The organism is Ramlibacter sp., from assembly GCF_036383835.1.
Taxonomy (GTDB): Bacteria; Pseudomonadota; Gammaproteobacteria; order Burkholderiales; family Burkholderiaceae_C; genus Ramlibacter.
In genome coordinates this window covers 1-18,987 of record NZ_DASVNN010000108.1, presented here as the reverse complement: position 1 = coordinate 18,987, position 18,987 = coordinate 1, and the positions used below count along the sequence as shown (strand labels likewise).

Below are 18,987 nucleotides of genomic sequence, written 5' to 3'. Positions count from 1 at the left end.
ATGCCGGCAACGTTCCTGGATTCCGGGCTGCACCGACCCGCGCTTCGCGTGCGCGCGGCCTGGTCGCCCTTGCTGGCGGCAAGTCTCTTCTGTGCCGTGCTGTTCCTGCTGCTCTGCGTGCAGGTGGGAGGCAGCCGCGGAGCGCTGCCCTTCGACGAAGCCGCCGCGGCCCTGCTTTCCCCGTATCGCAGCCCTGGGCTGCTGGCCTCCTTCGCCCTGCTGACGGTCCTGGGCAGCGGCAATGGGGTCGTGCTGGCGGGAGCGCTCGCCAGCGCGTGCCTCGCGCTGCAGCGGCGCTGGCGGCTCGCCGCGGTCTTCTGGGGCGTGCTCGCGTGTTCGGGCGTGAGTGCCTGGGCCGTGAAAGTGCTGGTCGCACGGCCGCGCCCCGAATTCATCGAGGGCTTCGCCGCTTCCTCCCCGTCCTTCCCGAGCAGCCACGCCGTCGCGGCGCTGGCGGGCTACGGCTTCCTCGCCTATGTGCTCGCGCGCGACGCCCGGCCGGCCACGCGATGGCTTGCAGCAGTGGCGGCCACCCTGCTGGTCGTGCTCGTCGCAGGCAGCCGCGTCATGCTGGGCCTGCACCACGCCAGCGACGTGATCGGTGGCCTGTTGCTGGCGGGATGCTGGTTTTTGGCCGGAGTGCTGGCCGCACGGCGCATGTCGAGCCGCTGATCAAGCTACATTCGAGCCCGCAAAGGTAGAAGAAAGGGCCGCGTGGGGTTCATCGAATCGAGCAAGGCCTGGGCGCGGCGCATCAAGCGCGATGGCATGACCCTCCGGTACGCGGCGTCCCACCCGGCCACGCCGTGGTACGCCAAGGCACTCGGTCTGTTCGTGGTGGGCTATGCCCTCAGCCCGATCGACCTCATCCCCGATTTCATTCCCGTCCTCGGTTACCTGGACGACGTCCTCCTGTTGCCGGCGCTCATCTGGCTCACGATCCGCATGCTGCCGCCCGCGGTCGTGGAGGAGTGCCGGGTGAAGGCGGACCAATGGCTGGCCGAAGGCAAGGCCAGGCCGAAGAGCGTGGTCGGCGCCGCCGTGATCGTCGCGATCTGGGTCGCCGCGATCGCCGCATCGGGCTGGTGGTTCCTGAGGGACGGCAGCTGGTGGCCGGGCCGGTGATCCCGAGGCGCTGAAACTCAGTCCTGCCGGCTCCACAGCCGCCGCAGCGTGCGCTCGAAGCCGGGCGCGTGGACCAGGCCCACGCAGCACACGAGCAAAGCCAGCGCGAACGCCGAAGCCGCCAGCATGTCCGTGAGGTGTCCGGCGAAATAGATGCCGCTGGCACCCGCAGCCAGGACGAAGGCCAGCGCCGCGCAGGCGACCGGGACGCGAACCGCGAGGCGGTTGCTGCGCGCGAAAACCAGGATGGCGACGAATCCGTGGGCCAGGGTCGCGCCCCAGACCGGGCCAGCCGGGGCGCCCAGCGCGCCGCCCACCAGGAGGACCGACATCACGGCGAAGAGGCACACGAGCCAGCGCCACTCGCCCCGCCAGACCAGCCAGAAGGCCAGGAACCACGCCCCGAGCGAGAGCGGGACTACCGAATGCGCCTTGGCCACCAGATACATCCAGCGGGTCATCTCGACGCAGCGATGGACGTCCATCCATTGCTCGATCTGGCGGTGGACGCCGTCCAGCGCGCCGAAGGCCCGGGGATCGACGGCGATCAGGGCGAGCACGACCAGGCCGCCCGCGACGACCGCCACTTCGACGCTGTCATGCAACGGGGAACGCCAGGGCGGCGAGCTTGCGGGGGCGACAGGAAGGACGTGGGCGGGGTGATGGGACATTCGGCAGGGTCGCGGTTCACGGCCGCGGGCCGCGGACGGCGCGATCCTGCAGCAGCGGGGGTTAAGGCCGCGTGAAGGCGTCCGGGAAGGCGTCCGGGAAGGCCAGCACGAAGCGGCTGCCGCCCGAGGGCGAAGACCCGGCCCCGACCGTCCAGCCGAGGTGCTCGCACACGCGCTGCACGATCGCGAGGCCCAGGCCCGTGCCCGGCACCGCCTCCGGCGCGGCCCGCACGAAACGCTCGAAGATCTTCTCGCGCAACTCGGTGGGCAGGCCCGGACCGGTGTCTTCGACCACCAGCCGGCCCTCTTCGAGGGTGATGCGCACTTCGCCCTCCTCCGTGAACCGGCAGGCGTTGCGCAGCAGGTTGTCCACGGCGATGCCGATCAACTCCGGCGGGCCTTGAACGAAGGGCGTCGCCGACTGCGTGAACACGAGCCGCACCGGCTTGTCCCGCAGCAGCGGCCGGCAGCGCTCGATCTCCTGTTCGACGATGGAAGCGAACTCCACCCGCGGCGCTTCGATGTCCGCGGGCGACCGCGACAGCAGGAGCAAGGCGCTCACGCGCTGCGCCGTCTCCACCGCGGTCCGGCGGATGCGCTCGACGGCGGGCAACAGGTCGGGGCGGTCCGCCAGCCGGGCCTGCAGCAGTTCCGCGCCGCCGAGGATGACGGTGAGCGGCGTGCGCAACTCGTGGCTGACGTCCCCCGTGAAGAACTGTTCGCGCAGCAGGAAGCGCTGCATCTCGTCGCTGCGGGCCGCGAACGTCCGCGCGAGCACGCCGAGTTCGTCGACCGAATCCAGCGCGGCCAAGCCGGCGAGGCGGTCCTCGCGCACCGCGTCGGCCAGCTCGGTGACGGGCCGGATGACGCGGCTCGCCGTGGCGCTGCCGAAGAGGAACGCCGCGAGCAGGCACACGGCGCAGGCCGCGGCGAACGCGATGGCCACGTAGGTTTCGATCTGCTCGAATGCGCTGTCGTCGTGCACGACGGCAAAGCGGCGGCCCTCGTGGTCGCGGACGAGCACGTGGTAGGTCTGCCCATGGAGCGAGACTTCGTGGACGCCGGGCTCCGCGTGCTGCAACCAGGGCGGCATGCGGTCCCCGGTCAGCACTTCGGGGTCGTCGGGCTTCACCGGCGCGCCACGGAGATAGTCCTCGATCATGCGGTCGCCGGAATCGGCCAGTTTCGCCCGGATCAACACCTCCTCGATCGTCTGCACGCTGACATACGTGATCGCCCCGAACAGGCCGCACAGCAGCGCGGCCAGCAGCAGGTAGGCCAGCACGATGCGCGTGCGCAGAGAACGGCTAGGCGCCATGGTCCTCGGTGAGCGCGTAACCGACGCCCGGAAGCGTGCGCAGCAAGGGCGTGGCGAACGGCTTGTCCAGCGCCATGCGCAGCGCGTGGATGTGGGTGCGCAGCGCGTCGCTGTCCGGCGGATCGTCGCCCCAGACTTCGTGCTCGAGCTCGGCCCGGCCGACGACGCCAGGCGCGGCGCGCATCAGCGCCTGCAGCAGCTTGTAGCCGGTGGGCGTCAGCCGCAGCGGGCGGCCCGAGCGCGTCGCCTCGAAGGTGCGCGGATCGAAGCGGACGTCGGCGAAGCACAAGGGGCCCGGCGCCTGCTCGCCGCGGGCGCGACGGCTCAGCGCGCGCAGGCGAACGTCGAGCTCCACCAGCGAGAACGGCTTGACGAGGTAATCGTCGGCCCCGGCATCGAAGCCCTGGACCTTGTCCTGGATCGTGTCGCGCGCGGTCAGCATGAGCACCGGCGTGGCGTGCCTCAGCACCTTGCGCAGGCGGCGGCAGACCTCCAGTCCGTCGAGGCCGGGCAGCATGAGGTCCAGCACGATCGCATCGAAGCGTTCCTTCGCGGCCAGGTCCAGGCCGGCGAGTCCGGCGCGGGCGGAATCGATGCGGTAGCCCAGCGGCTCCAGGAACTCGTAGAGGTTCGCCAGGATGTCCGCGTTGTCTTCGATGACGAGGATGCGCATGGGGAGGTGCGGGGCATCATAGCGGCCGTGCCTTCACGCCGGCTTAACGGCCGCCGGCGCAGCATCCGCATCCTGCCCCCGCGCGGCGACGTCTTGGGAGTGGGCGGTCCCGAACGGCGCGGGCGTTCGGGATCGTCCTAGAACCGCACGCCCGCCGAGAACCGCAGGCGGTCCGGCGTGCCGAGCGCACGAACCGGCGTCTCGTACGACAGGCGCAGGTAGGAGCGGTGCCAGTCGTAGCGCACGGCGAGGCCCAGGCCTTCCTGCCCGAACTGGCGCGTGACGTGCATCGACAGCGCCTGGCCATCGGGGAAGCGATAGCCGCCGCCGACGTCCAGGTACTCCGCGTCGAAGCTGCGGCCCACGCCGGCACGCGCGAACCACTTCTGGCCCGCTTCCAGCGACAAGCCGCTGCCGCCCATGGAACCGGAGGCGGCGAGACGCACCGGGCCCCACAGCAGGATCGAGGCGCGCGTGGGCGCATCGGGCTCGGCCAGCAGGGCCGGCACGGTCAATTCGTAAGTCGGCGAGGGCGACTGCGATTGCGCCGGCAGGCAGGCCGCGGCCAGGCCGGCAGCCAGCAGGCAGGCCGGGAGGCGGGACGGGATGCAGGAAGCGCGGCGCATGGGTTCAATGTAAAACCGCGACGAGCGATCTGCACAGTGCCGTAATTCCTATGTGGCCGGTCCGCGACGAGCGGGCGGCTGCCACCGCCACGCGGGTGGCCATGCGTTGCTCGAAACCGCCTGTCGCCGCTCCGGTGTGGCGCCGGATTTCGCGGCTGCTGCCGCCGCGCAACATCCGACGCGCGGACTTGCGCGATCAGCCCGCGCGCACCGCCTCGGCGAGCCGCTCCGCGCTGCGTCGGGCCACACCCGCGTCACTCGCTTCCACCATCACGCGCAGCACCGGTTCGGTACCGCTCGGGCGGATCAGGACGCGGCCGGAACCATCCAGTTCCTTCTGCAGCGCCTGGCACTCCGCATCGAGCTTCGCGTTCTTCTTCCAGTCCTGCCCGGGCGCGAGGCGCACGTTGATCAGCGTCTGCGGGAACAGGGTCACCTGCTCCAGCAGCTGCGCGAGCGACTTGCCGCTGCGGGCGCAGGCCTTGAGCACCTGCAGCGCGCTGATCAGGCCGTCGCCGGTGGTGTGCTTGTCGAGCGCGAGCAGGTGGCCCGAGCCCTCGCCGCCCAGCAGCCAGCCGCGCTTCTCCAGCTCCTCCAGCACGTAGCGGTCGCCGACCTTGGCGCGCACGAACTCCACGTCCTGCGCCTTGAGCGCGAGCTCCACGGCCATGTTGGTCATGAGGGTCCCCACCGCGCCGGGCACGCTTTCGCCCGCCGCGATGCGATCCATCACCATCAGGTAGAGCAGCTCGTCGCCGTTGAACAGGCGCCCGCTCGCGTCGACCATCTGCAGCCGGTCGGCGTCGCCGTCCAGCGCGATGCCGAAGTCGGCGCGGTTGGCGCGTACCGTGTCGATCAGCGCATCGGGATGCGTCGCACCCACGTGGTCGTTGATGTTCAGGCCGTCGGGCGAGCAGCCGATGCAGAAGACCTCCGCGCCCAGTTCGTGGAACACCTTGGGTGCGATGTGGTACGCCGCGCCGTGCGCGCCGTCCACGGCGATGCGCATGCCCTTCAGGGTGAGGTCGTGCGCGAAGGTGCTCTTGCAGAACTCGATGTAGCGGCCCGCCGCGTCGTCGAGGCGGCGCGTCTTGCCGAGCGTGGCGGAGTCGGCCCATTGCGGCTGCTCCTGCAGCGCCGCCTCGACGTCCATCTCCCACTGGTCCGGCAGCTTGGTGCCGTGCGCGGAGAAGAACTTGATGCCGTTGTCCGGATACGGGTTGTGGCTGGCGCTGATCACCACGCCGAGACTCGCGCGCTGCGCGCGCGTGAGGTAGGCGACGCCGGGCGTGGGCAGGGGTCCCAGCAGCACGACGTCGACGCCGGCGGAATTGAAGCCGGACTCGAGCGCGCTTTCCAGCATGTAGCCCGAGATGCGCGTGTCCTTGCCGATGAGGACCGTGGGACGCTCCTCGGTGCGCCTGAGGACGCGGCCCACCGCGTGCGCGAGGCGCAGCACGAAGTCGGGCGTGATGGGCGCCTGGCCCACCGTGCCGCGGATGCCGTCGGTGCCGAAGTATTTCCTGCTCATGTCTTTCTCTCCGCGGCCTCGTCGGCCGCCTGCATGGCGCCCCATACCTTCAGGGCTGCCACCGTCTCGCGCACGTCGTGCACCCGCACGATGCGCGCCCCCCTGTCCACCGCCAGCAGGGCTGCCGCCACGCTCGCGGGGATACGTCGCTCCATCGGCTCGCCGCTTGCCGTCCCCAGCGAGGACTTGCGCGACCAGCCGGCGAGCAGCGCGTAGCCGCCGGCCAGCAATTCCCGCTGGCGCGCCAGCAGCGCGAAATTCTGTTCCGGCGTCTTGCCGAAGCCGATGCCCGGATCCCAGGTGACGCGATCGGCGGCGACACCGCGCTCGCGCAGCACGCGGGTGCGCTCCCGCAGGAACGCGAGCACCTGCGGCACCGCATCGCCCTGCATGGGCGCGCGCTGCATCGTCCGCGGCTCGCCGTGCATGTGCATGAGGCATACGCCGCAGTTCGGGTGCGAAGCCACCGCCTCCACCGCGCCGGGTTGCTGCAGCGCCCAGACGTCGTTGACGATGTCCGCGCCGAGGTCCAGGACCTCGCGCATCACCTCGGGCTTGTAGGTGTCCACCGAGACCGGCACGCCCAGGCGGACTGCCTCGCGCACGACGGGGATCACCCGGGTGCGCTCCTCGTCCAGCGGCACGGGGGCGATTCCCGGGCGGGTCGACTCGCCGCCGATGTCCAGGATGTCGGCGCCCTCGCGCACCAGCTGCTCGCAGTGCTCCAGCGCCGCCTTGCTGCCGAAGTGCTGCCCGCCGTCGGAAAAGGAATCCGGCGTCACGTTGACGATCCCCATCACGCGCGGGCGGGAGAGATCGATCGCGAAGCGGGTGGTCTGCCACTGCATGGCCGGGATTGTGCGCCTGGGTGAAAACGAAGAAGGGGCCGAGTGGCCCCTTCTGCACGGTTGCAGCGTAGTTTACGCGGCGTTCGGTTCCGGATTGGTACCCACCGCGGGGCCGGAGCCGCCGGAGTTCGGCGTGCGCGGCGTGAAGTCCTTGGGCGGACGCGGCTCGCGGCCGGCCATGATGTCGTCGATCTGCTCGGCGTCGATGGTTTCCCATTCGAGCAGCGCCTTGGCCATCGCGTGCATCTTGTCGCTGTGGTCCTCGATGAGCTTGCGGGCCAGGCCGTACTGCTCGTCGATGATGCGGCGCACCTCCTGGTCGACCTTCTGCATGGTCTGCTCGGAGATGTTGGTGGTCTTGGTGACCGAGCGGCCCAGGAACACCTCGCCCTCGTTCTCGGCGTACACCATCGGCCCGAGGGCGTCGGTCATGCCGTAGCGCATCACCATGTCGCGCGCCAGGTGCGTCGCGCGCTCGAAGTCGTTCGAGGCGCCCGTCGTCATCTGGTTCATGAACACTTCTTCCGCGATGCGCCCGCCGAACAGCATGGCGATCTGGTTGAGCATGTACTCGCGGTCGTAGCTGTAGCGGTCCTTCTCGGGCAGGCTCATGGTGACGCCCAGCGCGCGGCCGCGCGGGATGATCGTCACCTTGTGCACCGGGTCGCACTTGGGCAGCAGCTTGCCGATGATGGCGTGGCCGGACTCGTGGTACGCCGTGTTGCGGCGCTCCTCTTCCGGCATCACCATGGACTTGCGCTCCGGGCCCATGATGATCTTGTCCTTGGCCTTCTCGAAGTCCTGCATTTCCACCACGCGCGCATTGCGGCGGGCGGCCATCAGGGCGGCTTCGTTGCACAGGTTGGCGAGGTCCGCGCCCGACATGCCCGGCGTGCCGCGGGCGATGATGCCGGCATTCACGTCCTGGCCGATCGGGATCTTGCGCATGTGCACGTTCAGGATCTGCTCGCGGCCGCGGATGTCCGGCAGCGTCACGTAGACCTGGCGGTCGAAGCGGCCGGGACGCAGCAGCGCGGCATCGAGGATGTCCGGGCGGTTGGTCGCGGCGATCACGATCACGCCCAGGTTGGTCTCGAAACCGTCCATCTCCACCAGCATCTGGTTGAGGGTCTGCTCGCGTTCGTCGTTGCCGCCGCCGAGGCCGGCGCCGCGCTGGCGGCCCACCGCATCGATTTCGTCGATGAAGATGATGCAGGGGGCGTTCTTCTTCGCGTTCTCGAACATGTCGCGCACGCGGGCCGCGCCCACGCCGACGAACATCTCGACGAAGTCGGAACCGGAGATCGAGAAGAAGGGCACCTTGGCCTCGCCGGCGATCGCCTTGGCCAGCAGCGTCTTGCCGGTGCCCGGGGGGCCGACCAGCAGCAGGCCGCGCGGGATGCGGCCGCCGAGCTTCTGGAACTTCTGCGGGTCCTTCAGGAAGTCGACGACTTCCTTCACTTCCTCCTTCGCCTCGTCGCAGCCGGCGACGTCGGTGAAGGTGATCTGGTTGCTGCTCTCATCGAGCATGCGCGCCTTGCTCTTGCCGAAGCTGAAGGCGCCGCCCTTGCCGCCGCCCTGCATCTGGCGCATGAAGTAGATCCAGACGCCGATCAGGAGGAGCATCGGGCCCCAGCTCACGAGCAGCGTCATGAGGAGGGAGCCCTCCTCGCGCGGCTTGACGTCGAACTTGACGCCGTTGTTGATCAGGTCGCCGACCAGGCCGCGATCGAGGTAGGTGGCGGTGGTGCGCACCTTGCGGTCGTCGGTGGTCATGGCCACGATCTCGGTACCGCCCTGGCCTTCCTGGATCACGGCGTTCTTGATCTGCTTGTTGCGCACCTGCTCCAGGAAGTCCGAGTAGCCGACCACGGAAGCGCCGGCGGCGCCGCGCGTGTCGAACTGCTTGAAGACGGTGAAGAGGACCAGTGCGATCACCAGCCAGACGGCGATCTTCGAAAACCACTGATTGTTCAAAACTGAATCTCCGGGCAAGGCCCATGCGAGGGCAAGTTGGCGTCCATTCTAGGGGTTTCAAGCTGCGGAACGATCACTTTTCGCTACGCGCTCCATAGGAGGCGGGGCCGCACGCGTGTCCGACGGAGCCGCATGCAACGTGATCTCGCGGAACGCGCACGTCGTTGCAGGAACGGCTGCGACATGTTGCATGCCGATCGGCGAAGGTGCACGCCATGGCCCGCAATTCCCTATGCGGAACATGCCGCAAAAAAATCCGCAAAACACACCGGACGATTTATTCCGAGCCGAAGTATCACGGCGCGACCAAATGAATCCAGGCGTGTCGTTCGCAACTGAACAATTCGCCACGATTCACTCATCCGTATTTACGAAAATTGCCGAATTTGTAATATCCAAGCTATTGGGTCGGATTACGGATTTCCCGTAATTGACCTGGAAAATCAGTTTTAAACCTGATGAATGTGTAATCAACTGCCTTGGGATTGTCAGAAGTCAGCCTGTTTGTAACCAATTGATTTGCTACTGGAAGACTTTAGGTTTGCTCCTTATAACCAACTCCAACGATGTAAATACATCGATGGCGCGAATGCCGGTCGTCGCACGGCGATCACCGGAGGGGGGGTTCGAACGCAACGTTTCGAGGAGGCCAGCCTGAAGGCTGGCCGAGGAGGTGGACGTGCGAAATCCTACGTTGTCCTTTGCCTTGTCCAGGCTCCAGCACCTTTCCGGCTGCCTGCCCAGCCGCGACTTTTCCCACGATCCCCGAGACCCGCGCCGCATCCGACGGCGCTGACGGTCCTTTTCCCATTCCGTAGTTCCTAGCTGGCCCGACGGTCCAGCTTATTTCCTGCCTCCGGGCCGGCCGGGACAGGCTTTGCCTGCCGCCGCCCAACCGTCCAAAAAACCGCTGAACCGCATTGCAAGGAGAAAACACATGGCCACGCTGATTCGATCCGATCTGGAATTCATCCTCCAGCAAATCCTCATTTCGGAGGCGCACGCCGCCGGCGCCGATCTGAGCACGCTGGTTCCGAACGCGTTCGCGCCTTTCGGGCTGCGGACCGTGGATGGTTCCTATAACAACCTCGTCACGGGGCAGTCCGACTTCGGCTCGTCCGACCAGCCGTTCCCCACGCTGGTGCCGGCCACCCCCACCTACCCGACGCCGGGCAGCGCCATCGACCCCGGGCCGCGCATCGTCAGCAACCTGGTCGCCGACATGACCAGCAACAACCCTGCGGCCGTGCAGGCCTTCGTCGACGCGGGACTGGGGACGCTCGCCCTGGATGGCACCTTGCTGGACCTGGCCGGCAACCCGATCCCCGCCGGCACGCTGCTCACGATCCCGAACGTCGCGCCCGACGTCGGCCTGTCGGCGCCGTTCAACTCCTGGTTCACCTTCTTCGGGCAGTTCTTCGACCACGGACTCGACCTGGTCAACAAGAGCGCCACCGAGATCGTGATGATCCCCCTGCAGGAGGACGACCCGCTGTTCGTGCCGGGCAGCCCGACGAACTTCATGGTGGTTTCGCGCGTGACGCGCGGCACCGACGGCAGCGCGACCAACCAGACCACGCCCTTCGTCGACCAGAACCAGACCTATACCTCGCATCCCTCGCACCAGGTCTTCCTGCGCGAGTACGTGCTCGACGCCAGCGGCAAGCCGGTCGCCACCGGCGGTCTGCTCGACCATGCCGACGGCGGCCTGGCGACCTGGGCCGACATCAAGGAACAGGCCCGGACCATGCTCGGCATCGAGCTGGACGACATGGACATCCTGAACCTGCCGCTGCTGGCGACCGACCAGTACGGCAAGTTCATTCCCGACCCGGTGACCGGGTTCGCGCAGGTCGTGGTCGACGCCGGCCCGCCGCCGGTGCTGCAGTCCGGCACGCCGGGCAGCCCCATCGACGGCACCCTCGGGATGCGCACCGGCCATGCCTTCCTCGACGACATCGCGCACACGGCCAAGCCCATTTCGTCCAGCGGTGCGCCGCTGACGGCGGATGCCGACGGCATCGTCGGCGGCACGCCGGCCGCGGGCGAGTACGACGACGAGCTCCTCGACCGCCACTTCATCACCGGCGACGGCCGCGGCAACGAGAACATCGCCCTGACGTCGGTGCACCACATCTTCCACTCGGAGCACAACCGCCAGGTCGACGCCATCAAGGCCACGATCCTGGCGAGCGGCGACGCCGACTTCATCGGCTCGTGGCTGCTGCCCGGTTCCGACCAGACCAACGGCGTGCAGGAGCTCGAGTGGAACGGCGAGCGCCTGTTCCAGGCCGCCCGCTTCGCGACCGAGATGCAGTACCAGCACCTGGTGTTCGAGGAGTTCGCGCGCAAGCTGCACCCCACCATCGACGAATTCCTGGCGCCCACCGGCTACGACGCCACCATCAACCCGGCGATCTTCGGCGAGTTCGCGCACGCGGTGTACCGCCTGGGCCATTCGATGCTGACCGAGTCGGTGGACCGGCTGGATCCGAACTTCGCGTCGACCGGCATGCCGCTGCTCGATGCCTTCCTCAACCCGGTCGCGTTCAACAACGACAACACGCTCTCTCCCGAAGCCGCCGCCGGCGCCATCGTGCGCGGCATGACCCGCCAGGTCGGCAACGAGATCGACGAGTTCGTGACCGGCGCCGTGCGCAACACGCTGCTGGGCCTGCCGCTGGACCTGGCCGCCATCAACATCGCACGCGGCCGCGACACGGGCATCCCCACGCTCAACGAGGCGCGGCGCGAGTTCTACCAGATGACGGGCGACAGCCAGCTCAAGGCCTACACGAGCTGGGCGGACCTGGCGCTGAACCTGAAGCACGAGGCCTCGGTCGTCAACTTCATCGCCGCGTACGGCACGCACGCCGAGTTCTCGGTCGCCGACGTGGACACGGTCGCCGACCGGCGTGCCGTGGCGGTCGCCCTGGTCCTCGGCGGGCCCGTGACCATCAATGCGGGCACGCTCACCGAGCGGATCCTGACGATCGCCGACGACGACCGCATCGCTTTCCTGAACAGCACCGGCGCCTATGCCAACCTCGCCGGCGGCGTCACGACCACGGGCGTGGACGCCATCGACCTGTGGATCGGCGGGCTGGCCGAACGCACCATGCCCTTCGGCGGCATGCTGGGTTCGACCTTCGCGTTCGTGTTCGAAACACAACTGGAGTCGCTGCAGAACGGCGACCGCTTCTATTACCTGTCGCGGCTGGCCGGGCTGAACTTCCTCACCGAGATGGAGAACAACTCGTTCGCCAAGCTGGTGATGCTGAACACCGACACGACCCACCTGCCCGCCGACATCTTCTCGACGCCGGCGTGGATCCTCGAAGCGGACCCGTTGCGGCAATTCACCGGCCTGGGCGCTCTCGGACGGGACGACCCGACCGAGGGAGGATCCGCCCTCGTGCCGCTCGTCATCCGGGACGATCCCAGCACGCCGGCGGCGGATGCGAACTACCTGCACTACACCGGCCCGGATCACGTGGTCCTCGGCGGCACTGCCGGCAACGACACGCTGATCGCCAGCGAGGGTGACGACACGATCTGGGGCGATGGCGGCAACGATCGCATCGAAGGCGGGTTCGGCAACGACAACATCGAAGCCGGCGACGGCGACGACATCGTCACCGACCAGGGCGGCGACGACACGCTCAAGGGCAACGGCGGCAACGACGTGATCCAGGGCGGCAACGGCCTCAACCTGATCCTCGGCGGCGACGGCAACGACTTCATCATCACCGGCGAGGACGTCTCCACGACCTTCGGCGGCCAGGGCAACGACTTCATCCTCGGCGCCCAGATGAACCTGCCCACCCTCGGCAACGAAGGCGACGACTGGATCGAGATCGGCACCTCCGACGGCGCCGGCGGCGACAACTTCGACCCGGCGGAAGCCAGCACGGTCATCGGGCATGACGTCTTCATCACCGGCGGCGGCTTCGACGAGGTCGACGGCGAGGGCGGCGACGACATCATGGTGTTCTCCGACGGCGAGGACCACTTCGGCGGCGGCGGCGGCTTCGACTGGGCGAGCTACGAGGCCGACCCCCTGGGCGTCAAGGCCGACCTGTTGATCAGCGATCGCATCGAACCGCCGGTCACGGCGTCGAACCAGGGCGTCCTGGACCGCTACACCGAAGTCGAGGGCCTGTCCGGGTCCGCCCACAACGACTTCCTGCGGGGCAACAACGAGGATGTGGCGGCCATCGCCACGGGCGACGCCCTGGACGGCACCCTGACCAACGTCAACCTCTACGCCAACCTGCAAGCGCTGCTCGGCGCAGGCGTGACCTCGTTCAACAGCGGCAACATCCTCCTCGGCGGCGGCGGCAGCGACGTCCTCGAAGGCCGAGGCGGCGACGACCTGATCGACGGCGACCGCTGGATCAACGTGCGCGTCAGCGTGCGCGCCAACGCGAATGGCACGGGGCCGGAAATCCGCAGCGTCGAAAGCCTGACGGAACTGGTGCCCGACATGCTGTCCGGGGCCATCAACCCCGGCCAGTTGCAGATCGTGCGCGAGATCCTCACGGCCGAAGCCGACTTCGACACCGCCCTGTTCTCCGGCAACCGCGCCGAATACACGGTCGTGACGAACGCAGCGACGGGCGTGACGACGGTCACCCACAACCTGCTGGACGGGACCGGCGCCATCGTCGGCGTCGGCATCGACGGCATCGACACGCTCAGGAACATCGAGCGGCTGCAGTTCAACGACCAGGCGCAGGTGCTGGCGCCGGGACTCAACGCGGAGCCGGTCGGCCTCCTGACGCTCGACAGCGGCACGCCGGCGGTCAACCAGGTGCTGACGGCTTCGGCCGCAGGCATCACCGATGGGGACAACATCAGCCTGACCAACGCGTTGGGCACGGTCACGGGGCCGATCTCGTACGTCTGGCAGGTCGAGACCCTGCCCGGTTCCGGCCTGTTCCAGGACATCGTGGCGCTCGGCGGCGCCAATCCCGAGACCTCCAAGGGCAACACCCTGCAGGTGACGGCCGACCTCCAGGGACTGGCGCTGCGCGTGCACGCCATGTACGAGGACGCCCATGGGGTGCTCGAAAACGTCTACTCGGCGCCCACCGCGCCGGTCGCCGGCGTGATCCCGGTCGCTGCGCCGGCACCGATCCCGGCCGAAACCCCGGTCAACAGCGCCGGCATCCACCTGATCCGGGCCGACCTGCAGTTCATCCTCGACCAGATCCTGATCGGCGAATCGAATTCGGGAGCCTACGGGACGCCCAGCCGGGACCTGTCGTCCCTGCTGCCCAACTCGCGGCTGCCCTTCGGGCTGCGCACGGTGGACGGCACCCTCAACAACCTGGTGCCCGGCCAGACGACCTTCGGCTCCGCCGACCAGGACTTCCCCTTCCTGCTGGACCAGGTGTTCCGCAACGACGCGGACGGCGACAGCTTCGATGCGAACGGCCCGGCGCCCGGCGGCCTGGTCACCAACAACAACTACGCCACGACGACCAACGTGGCCGACAACGACCCGCGCATCATCTCCAACCTGATCTCCGACCAGACCGCCGGCAATGCGGCGGCGGTCGCAGCGAATGGCGGCGCCACCCCGATCACCAGTCCGGGCATGGACGGCATCTTCGGCACCGCCGACGACCGCGACGTCTTCTTCATCCCCAACACGGCGCCGGACGCCGGGCTCAGCGCGCCCTTCAACGCCTGGTTCACCTTCTTCGGCCAGTTCTTCGACCACGGCCTCGACCTGGTCGACAAGGGCGGCAACGGCACCGTCTTCATCCCGCTGGAAGCGGACGATCCGCTGGTCGCCGGCGCCGACGGCATCTTCGGCAACGGCGACGACCTGGCGGCGAGCCAGCGCTTCATGGTCGTCACGCGCGCCACCAACAGCCCGACCAGCATCGCAACGCAGGCGGGGGCCGACGGCATCCTGAACACCGCCGACGACGTTCATTTCCACAACAACCAGACGACGCCCTTCGTCGACCAGAACCAGACCTACACGTCGCATTCGTCGCACCAGGTCTTCCTGCGCGAGTACGAGACCAACACCGCGGGGCGCACCGTGGCGACGGGCCGCCTGCTCGATGGCGCCGAAGGCGGCATCGGCAACTGGGCCGAAGTGAAGGCCCATGCGGCGCAGTACCTGGGCATCCAGCTCACGGACATGGACGTCCTGAACGTGCCGCTCCTGGCGACCGACGCCTACGGCAAGTTCATCCCCGGCCTGAACGGCTTCGCGCAGGTCGTCACCAACCTGGGACTGGTCGAAGGCGTGGCGGGCGGCCTCGACCTGAACGCCCTCCCCGGCGGTGCGATCGCCGCGCGGACGGGCCATCCCTTCCTGGCCGACATCGCCCACACCGCCTCGCCGGTCTCGCCGACCGGCCAGGTCCTGACGGCCGATGCCGACGCCGGCGCCGGCGGCACGCCGGTGGCGGGCCAGTACGACGACGAACTGCTGGACGCGCACTTCATCACGGGTGACGGCCGCGGCAACGAGAACATCGGCCTGACCACGGTGCACTTCATCTTCCATGCGGAACACAACCGCCTGGTCGACCACATCAAGAACGTGATCCTCGCGTCCAACGACCCGGCCTTCATTGCCCAGTGGCATGACGCGGACGGCTCCTGGAACGGCGAGCGCCTGTTCCAGGCGGCGCGCTTCGGCACCGAGATGCAGTACCAGCACCTGGTGTTCGAGGAGTTCGCCCGCAAGGTGCAGCCGCAGGTCGACGTCTTCCTGCAGGAAGGCCAGGGCTACGACTCCACGATCGACCCGGCCATCGTGGCCGAGTTCGCCCACGTGGTGTATCGCTTCGGCCATTCGATGCTGACGGAAACCGTCGACCGCTACGACCCGAACCTGAACCTGGTCAACGGCGACAGCCAGCAGCTCGGCCTGATCGCCGCGTTCCTCAACCCGCTCGAATACTCCGCGACCGCGGGCACCGACGCGCAGTCGGCCGGCGCCATCGTGCGCGGCGTGACCCGGCAGGCGGGCAACGAGATCGACGAGTTCGTCACCGAGGCGCTGCGCAACAACCTGCTGGGCCTGCCGCTCGACCTGCCGGCCATCAACATCGCGCGCGGCCGCGATACCGGCGTGCCGACCCTGAACCAGGCCCGCGCCCAGTTCTTCGAGTGGACCGGCGACAGCCAGCTCAAGCCTTACGCGAGCTGGTCCGACTTCGCCGGACACCTGAAGCACGAGGAGTCGCTGGTGAACTTCGTGGCGGCTTATGGCACGCATTCGACCGTCACCGGCGCCACGACGCTCGAGGCCCGCCGCGCGGCAGCGTACGCCCTGGTCTACGGCGCGAACGGCCTCGACGGCCTGCCCGCCACCGGCGACGAGCCGACCACGGCGGTCCCCGCGGATCGCCTGGCGTTCCTGAACGGGCCGGCGGCGATCACCGGCGTCAACGGGATCGACCTGTGGATCGGCGGCCTCGCCGAGGAGCAGATGCCTTTCGGCGGCCTGCTCGGTTCGACGTTCAACTACGTGTTCGAGAACCAGATGGAGAAGCTGCAGAACGGCGACCGCTTCTACTACCTGGAACGCACCGCCGGCCTCAACTTCCTGACGGAGCTCGAGAACAATACCTTCGCCAAGCTGATTTCGGCGAACACCGACGCCACGCACCTGCCCGGCGACGTCTTCTCGACGCCGGGATTCACCCTCGAAGTGGATCCGACCCGGCAGCTCACGGGCCTGGGCCTCAGCGGCCGTGACGACCCGGCGGGGGACGTGATCCGCGACAACCCGCAGACGCCCGGCGTGGACACGAACCACCTGCAATACACCGGCGACCAGCACGTCGTGCTGGGAGGCACGGCCCTCGCCGACGTGATCATCTCCAGCGAAGGGGACGACTCGCTGTACGGCGACGGCGGCCGCGACCAGCTCGAAGGCGGCTACGGCAACGACATGATCTTCGGCGGCGCCGGCGACGACATCATCACCGACATCGGCGGCGACGATAACCTGCAGGGCGGCGACGGCAACGACGCCATCAACGGCGGCCAGGGCATCGACCTGATCCTGGGCGGCTTCGGCAACGACTTCATCGTCAACGACAAGGACGAGGCGGAGTCCTTCGGCGGCGCGGGCAACGACTTCATCCTGGGTTCGCCGGGCGCCGAGATGGCCTTCGGCAACGAGGGCGACGACTGGATCGAGCAGGGCATGGCCGACGGCAGCGCCGGCGAGAACTTCGACACGCGCGGCCTCGACGCCATCGTCGGCAACGACGTCTTCATGGGCGACAGCGTCTCCGACCGGATGCTGGGCGAAGGCGGCGACGACATCATGGTCGGCAACGGCGGCCAGCTCGATCGCTACATCGGCAACTCCGGTTTCGACTGGGCCTCCTTCGACAACCCCACGGGCGGAGCCACCGCCGACCTGAACCTGCGCGCGTTCAACGAGACGGCGGTGCCCCTGTCGGTCGCATCGACCCTGGCCCGCTTCGAGTCCGTGGAAGGCCTGTCGGGCTCCGGGTTCTCGGACCTCCTGCTGGGTGACGACGCCGATGCGCTCACCATTCCCACGTCGGGCTTCACGGGCAGCGTGCTGACCAACTTCGGGCTGATCCAGGGGCTGCAGGCCTTCGTCAACCTGGGATCGCCCACCCCGCTGACCTCGTTCAGCGCCGGCAACATCATCCTGGGCGGGGACGGCAGCGACATCATCGAAGGCCGCGGCGGCAACGATCTCATCGACGGCGATCGCCACCTGAACGTGCGCATCAGCGTGCGCGCGAACCCGGACGGAACCGGCCTCGAGATCGGCAGCGCCGACACCATGAGCGAACTGGTCGACGCGGTGTTCGCCGGGACGATCAATCCGGGACAACTCGTGATCGTGCGCGAGATCCTGCCGGGCAGCGGTGGATTCAACTTCGACACGGCGGTGTTCTCCGGCACCCTGGCCGAGTACACCATCGCGATCGACGACACCACCGGCGTGATCGTCGTCACGCACAACCTGATCGACGTCGACGGCACCATCCTCACGCCGGGAGGCGGCGTGGACGGCACCGACCGCCTGACCAACATCGAACGGCTGCAGTTCGCCGACACGTCGTTCACTCCGGGCGCCATCGAGAACGAGCCGTTCGGATTGCTGACGATCAGCGACGACACCCCGGTCGCCGCGCGGCAGCTCACCGTGTCCGCCGCAGGCGTGACCGACGACGACAACATCAGCCTGGCCAATCCGTCGGGCGCGATCACCGGCCTGATCAGCTACGTGTGGCAGGTCGAACTGCGTCCGGGCAGCGGCATCTTCGAGGACATCGTCAGGCCCACCGGCATCGGCGACCTGATCGCCAGCGGAACGGCCTTCACGCCGGGATCGGCCGAAGAAGGCCTGCGCCTGCGGGTGAAGGCGATCTACCAGGACGCGAACGGCGTGCTGGAGACCGTGTTCTCGGCGCCGACGGCCGCAGTCGCGGCGGCGGGCGCGGACGGCGTGACGATCTCCGACACCACCCCGACGGAAACCCAGACCCTCGGCGCGATCGTCAGCGATCTCGATGGGATCGTGTCGGCCATCGGCTACCAGTGGCAGCAGGGCGCGCTCGGCGGCGGCGGCCCCTTCACCAACATCGCCGGCGCGACCAACCAGAACTTCACGCCGGGCGCCGGCCAGGTCAATCGGGCGCTGCAGGTCATCGCGAGCTATACCGACGGCCTGGGCAATGCTTCCGTCGTGACGTCGCTCGCCACGGTCGTGACCGGCGACGTCATCCCGGCCAATGCGGCGTCCCAGACGCTCGACGGAACGCAGGGGCAGGACATCATTTCCGGCGGTGCCGGTGCGGACACGCTGAACGGCCGCGGCGAGGACGACACCCTCTCCGGCGGGCTCGACAACGACGTGATCAACGCGGCGGCGGGGAACGACACCATCGCCTATGCGATCGGGGACGGCGCCGATGCCGTGGACGGCGGGCTGGGCCTCGACACCCTGACGATCACCGGGACGGCGGGCGGCGAAACGCTGAACGTCACCTACGCCTTGACCACGCTGTCCGGCGTCGGCGGCGGCACGATGACGGGCGTCGAGATCGTCACGGCCGACCTGGGAGCCGGCGTCGACACCCTCAGCTACGCAGGCAGCACGGACGCCGTCACGGTGGACCTGGGCACGTCGACCGCCTCGGGCTTCAACTCGGTGGTGGGCGTCGAGAACGTCACCGGCGGCAGCGGCAACGA

Annotated in this window: 10 protein-coding genes; 3 read left to right on the top strand and 7 right to left on the bottom strand. The window is 68.4% G+C overall.

Going from position 1 to position 18,987, the window contains the following annotated elements; translation table 11 throughout:
• Entirely contained in the window at window positions 1-672 is a 672-nt protein-coding gene (locus VF522_RS17110; protein ID WP_330909506.1) for a phosphatase PAP2 family protein, read from the top strand.
• Window positions 673-714: 42 nt separating this feature from the next.
• Window positions 715-1,125: a YkvA family protein gene (locus VF522_RS17105; RefSeq protein ID WP_330909505.1), complete on the top strand. Its 411-nt coding sequence runs from the start codon at window positions 715-717 to the stop codon at window positions 1,123-1,125.
• A gap of 17 nt (window positions 1,126-1,142) precedes the next feature.
• Here the strand turns inward: VF522_RS17105 and VF522_RS17100 are convergent, their stop codons facing one another.
• From VF522_RS17100 to ftsH, 7 genes are all read right to left on the bottom strand, one after another.
• Window positions 1,143-1,730, bottom strand: coding sequence for a hypothetical protein (locus VF522_RS17100; protein ID WP_330909504.1), 588 nt, complete (start codon window positions 1,728-1,730; stop codon window positions 1,143-1,145).
• Between the two features lie 127 nt (window positions 1,731-1,857).
• On the bottom strand, window positions 1,858-3,114 hold the full coding sequence (locus tag VF522_RS17095) for a HAMP domain-containing sensor histidine kinase (protein WP_330909503.1): 1,257 nt from the start codon (window positions 3,112-3,114) through the stop codon (window positions 1,858-1,860).
• The gene (locus VF522_RS17090) at window positions 3,104-3,787 is read right to left on the bottom strand and encodes a response regulator transcription factor (RefSeq protein WP_330909502.1); all 684 of its coding nucleotides are present in this window, start codon (window positions 3,785-3,787) and stop codon (window positions 3,104-3,106) included. Before VF522_RS17090 ends, VF522_RS17095 begins: the two co-directional genes overlap by 11 nt.
• A 137-nt stretch (window positions 3,788-3,924) precedes the next feature.
• Window positions 3,925-4,413, bottom strand: coding sequence for a hypothetical protein (locus VF522_RS17085; protein ID WP_330909501.1), 489 nt, complete (start codon window positions 4,411-4,413; stop codon window positions 3,925-3,927).
• 196 nt (window positions 4,414-4,609) lie between these two features.
• Entirely contained in the window at window positions 4,610-5,944 is a 1,335-nt protein-coding gene (gene glmM, locus VF522_RS17080; protein WP_330909500.1) for a phosphoglucosamine mutase, read from the bottom strand.
• Window positions 5,941-6,792, bottom strand: coding sequence for a dihydropteroate synthase (gene folP, locus VF522_RS17075; RefSeq protein ID WP_330909499.1), 852 nt, complete (start codon window positions 6,790-6,792; stop codon window positions 5,941-5,943). The genes glmM and folP overlap by 4 nt, the downstream gene beginning before the upstream one ends.
• 72 nt (window positions 6,793-6,864) lie before the next feature.
• A complete protein-coding gene (gene ftsH, locus VF522_RS17070; protein ID WP_330909498.1) occupies window positions 6,865-8,769 on the bottom strand; it encodes an ATP-dependent zinc metalloprotease FtsH in 1,905 nt (634 codons plus the stop codon).
• 937 nt (window positions 8,770-9,706) lie between these two features.
• Here ftsH and VF522_RS17065 point away from each other — a divergent pair.
• Window positions 9,707-18,987 (top strand): peroxidase family protein (locus VF522_RS17065; RefSeq protein WP_330909497.1); only part of this gene is annotated, 9,281 nt, incomplete at its 3' end.

What these genes read in the sequence shown, in the direction of transcription:
- VF522_RS17110 (WP_330909506.1), top strand. Translation starts at nt 1, where the DNA reads ATGCCGGCAACGTTCCTGGATTCCGGGCTGCACCGACCCGCGCTTCGC.
- VF522_RS17095 (WP_330909503.1), bottom strand. Translation starts at nt 3,114, where the DNA reads ATGGCGCCTAGCCGTTCTCTGCGCACGCGCATCGTGCTGGCCTACCTG.
- VF522_RS17090 (WP_330909502.1), bottom strand. Translation starts at nt 3,787, where the DNA reads ATGCGCATCCTCGTCATCGAAGACAACGCGGACATCCTGGCGAACCTC.
- VF522_RS17085 (WP_330909501.1), bottom strand. Translation starts at nt 4,413, where the DNA reads ATGCGCCGCGCTTCCTGCATCCCGTCCCGCCTCCCGGCCTGCCTGCTG.
- glmM (WP_330909500.1), bottom strand. Translation starts at nt 5,944, where the DNA reads ATGAGCAGGAAATACTTCGGCACCGACGGCATCCGCGGCACGGTGGGC.
- folP (WP_330909499.1), bottom strand. Translation starts at nt 6,792, where the DNA reads ATGCAGTGGCAGACCACCCGCTTCGCGATCGATCTCTCCCGCCCGCGC.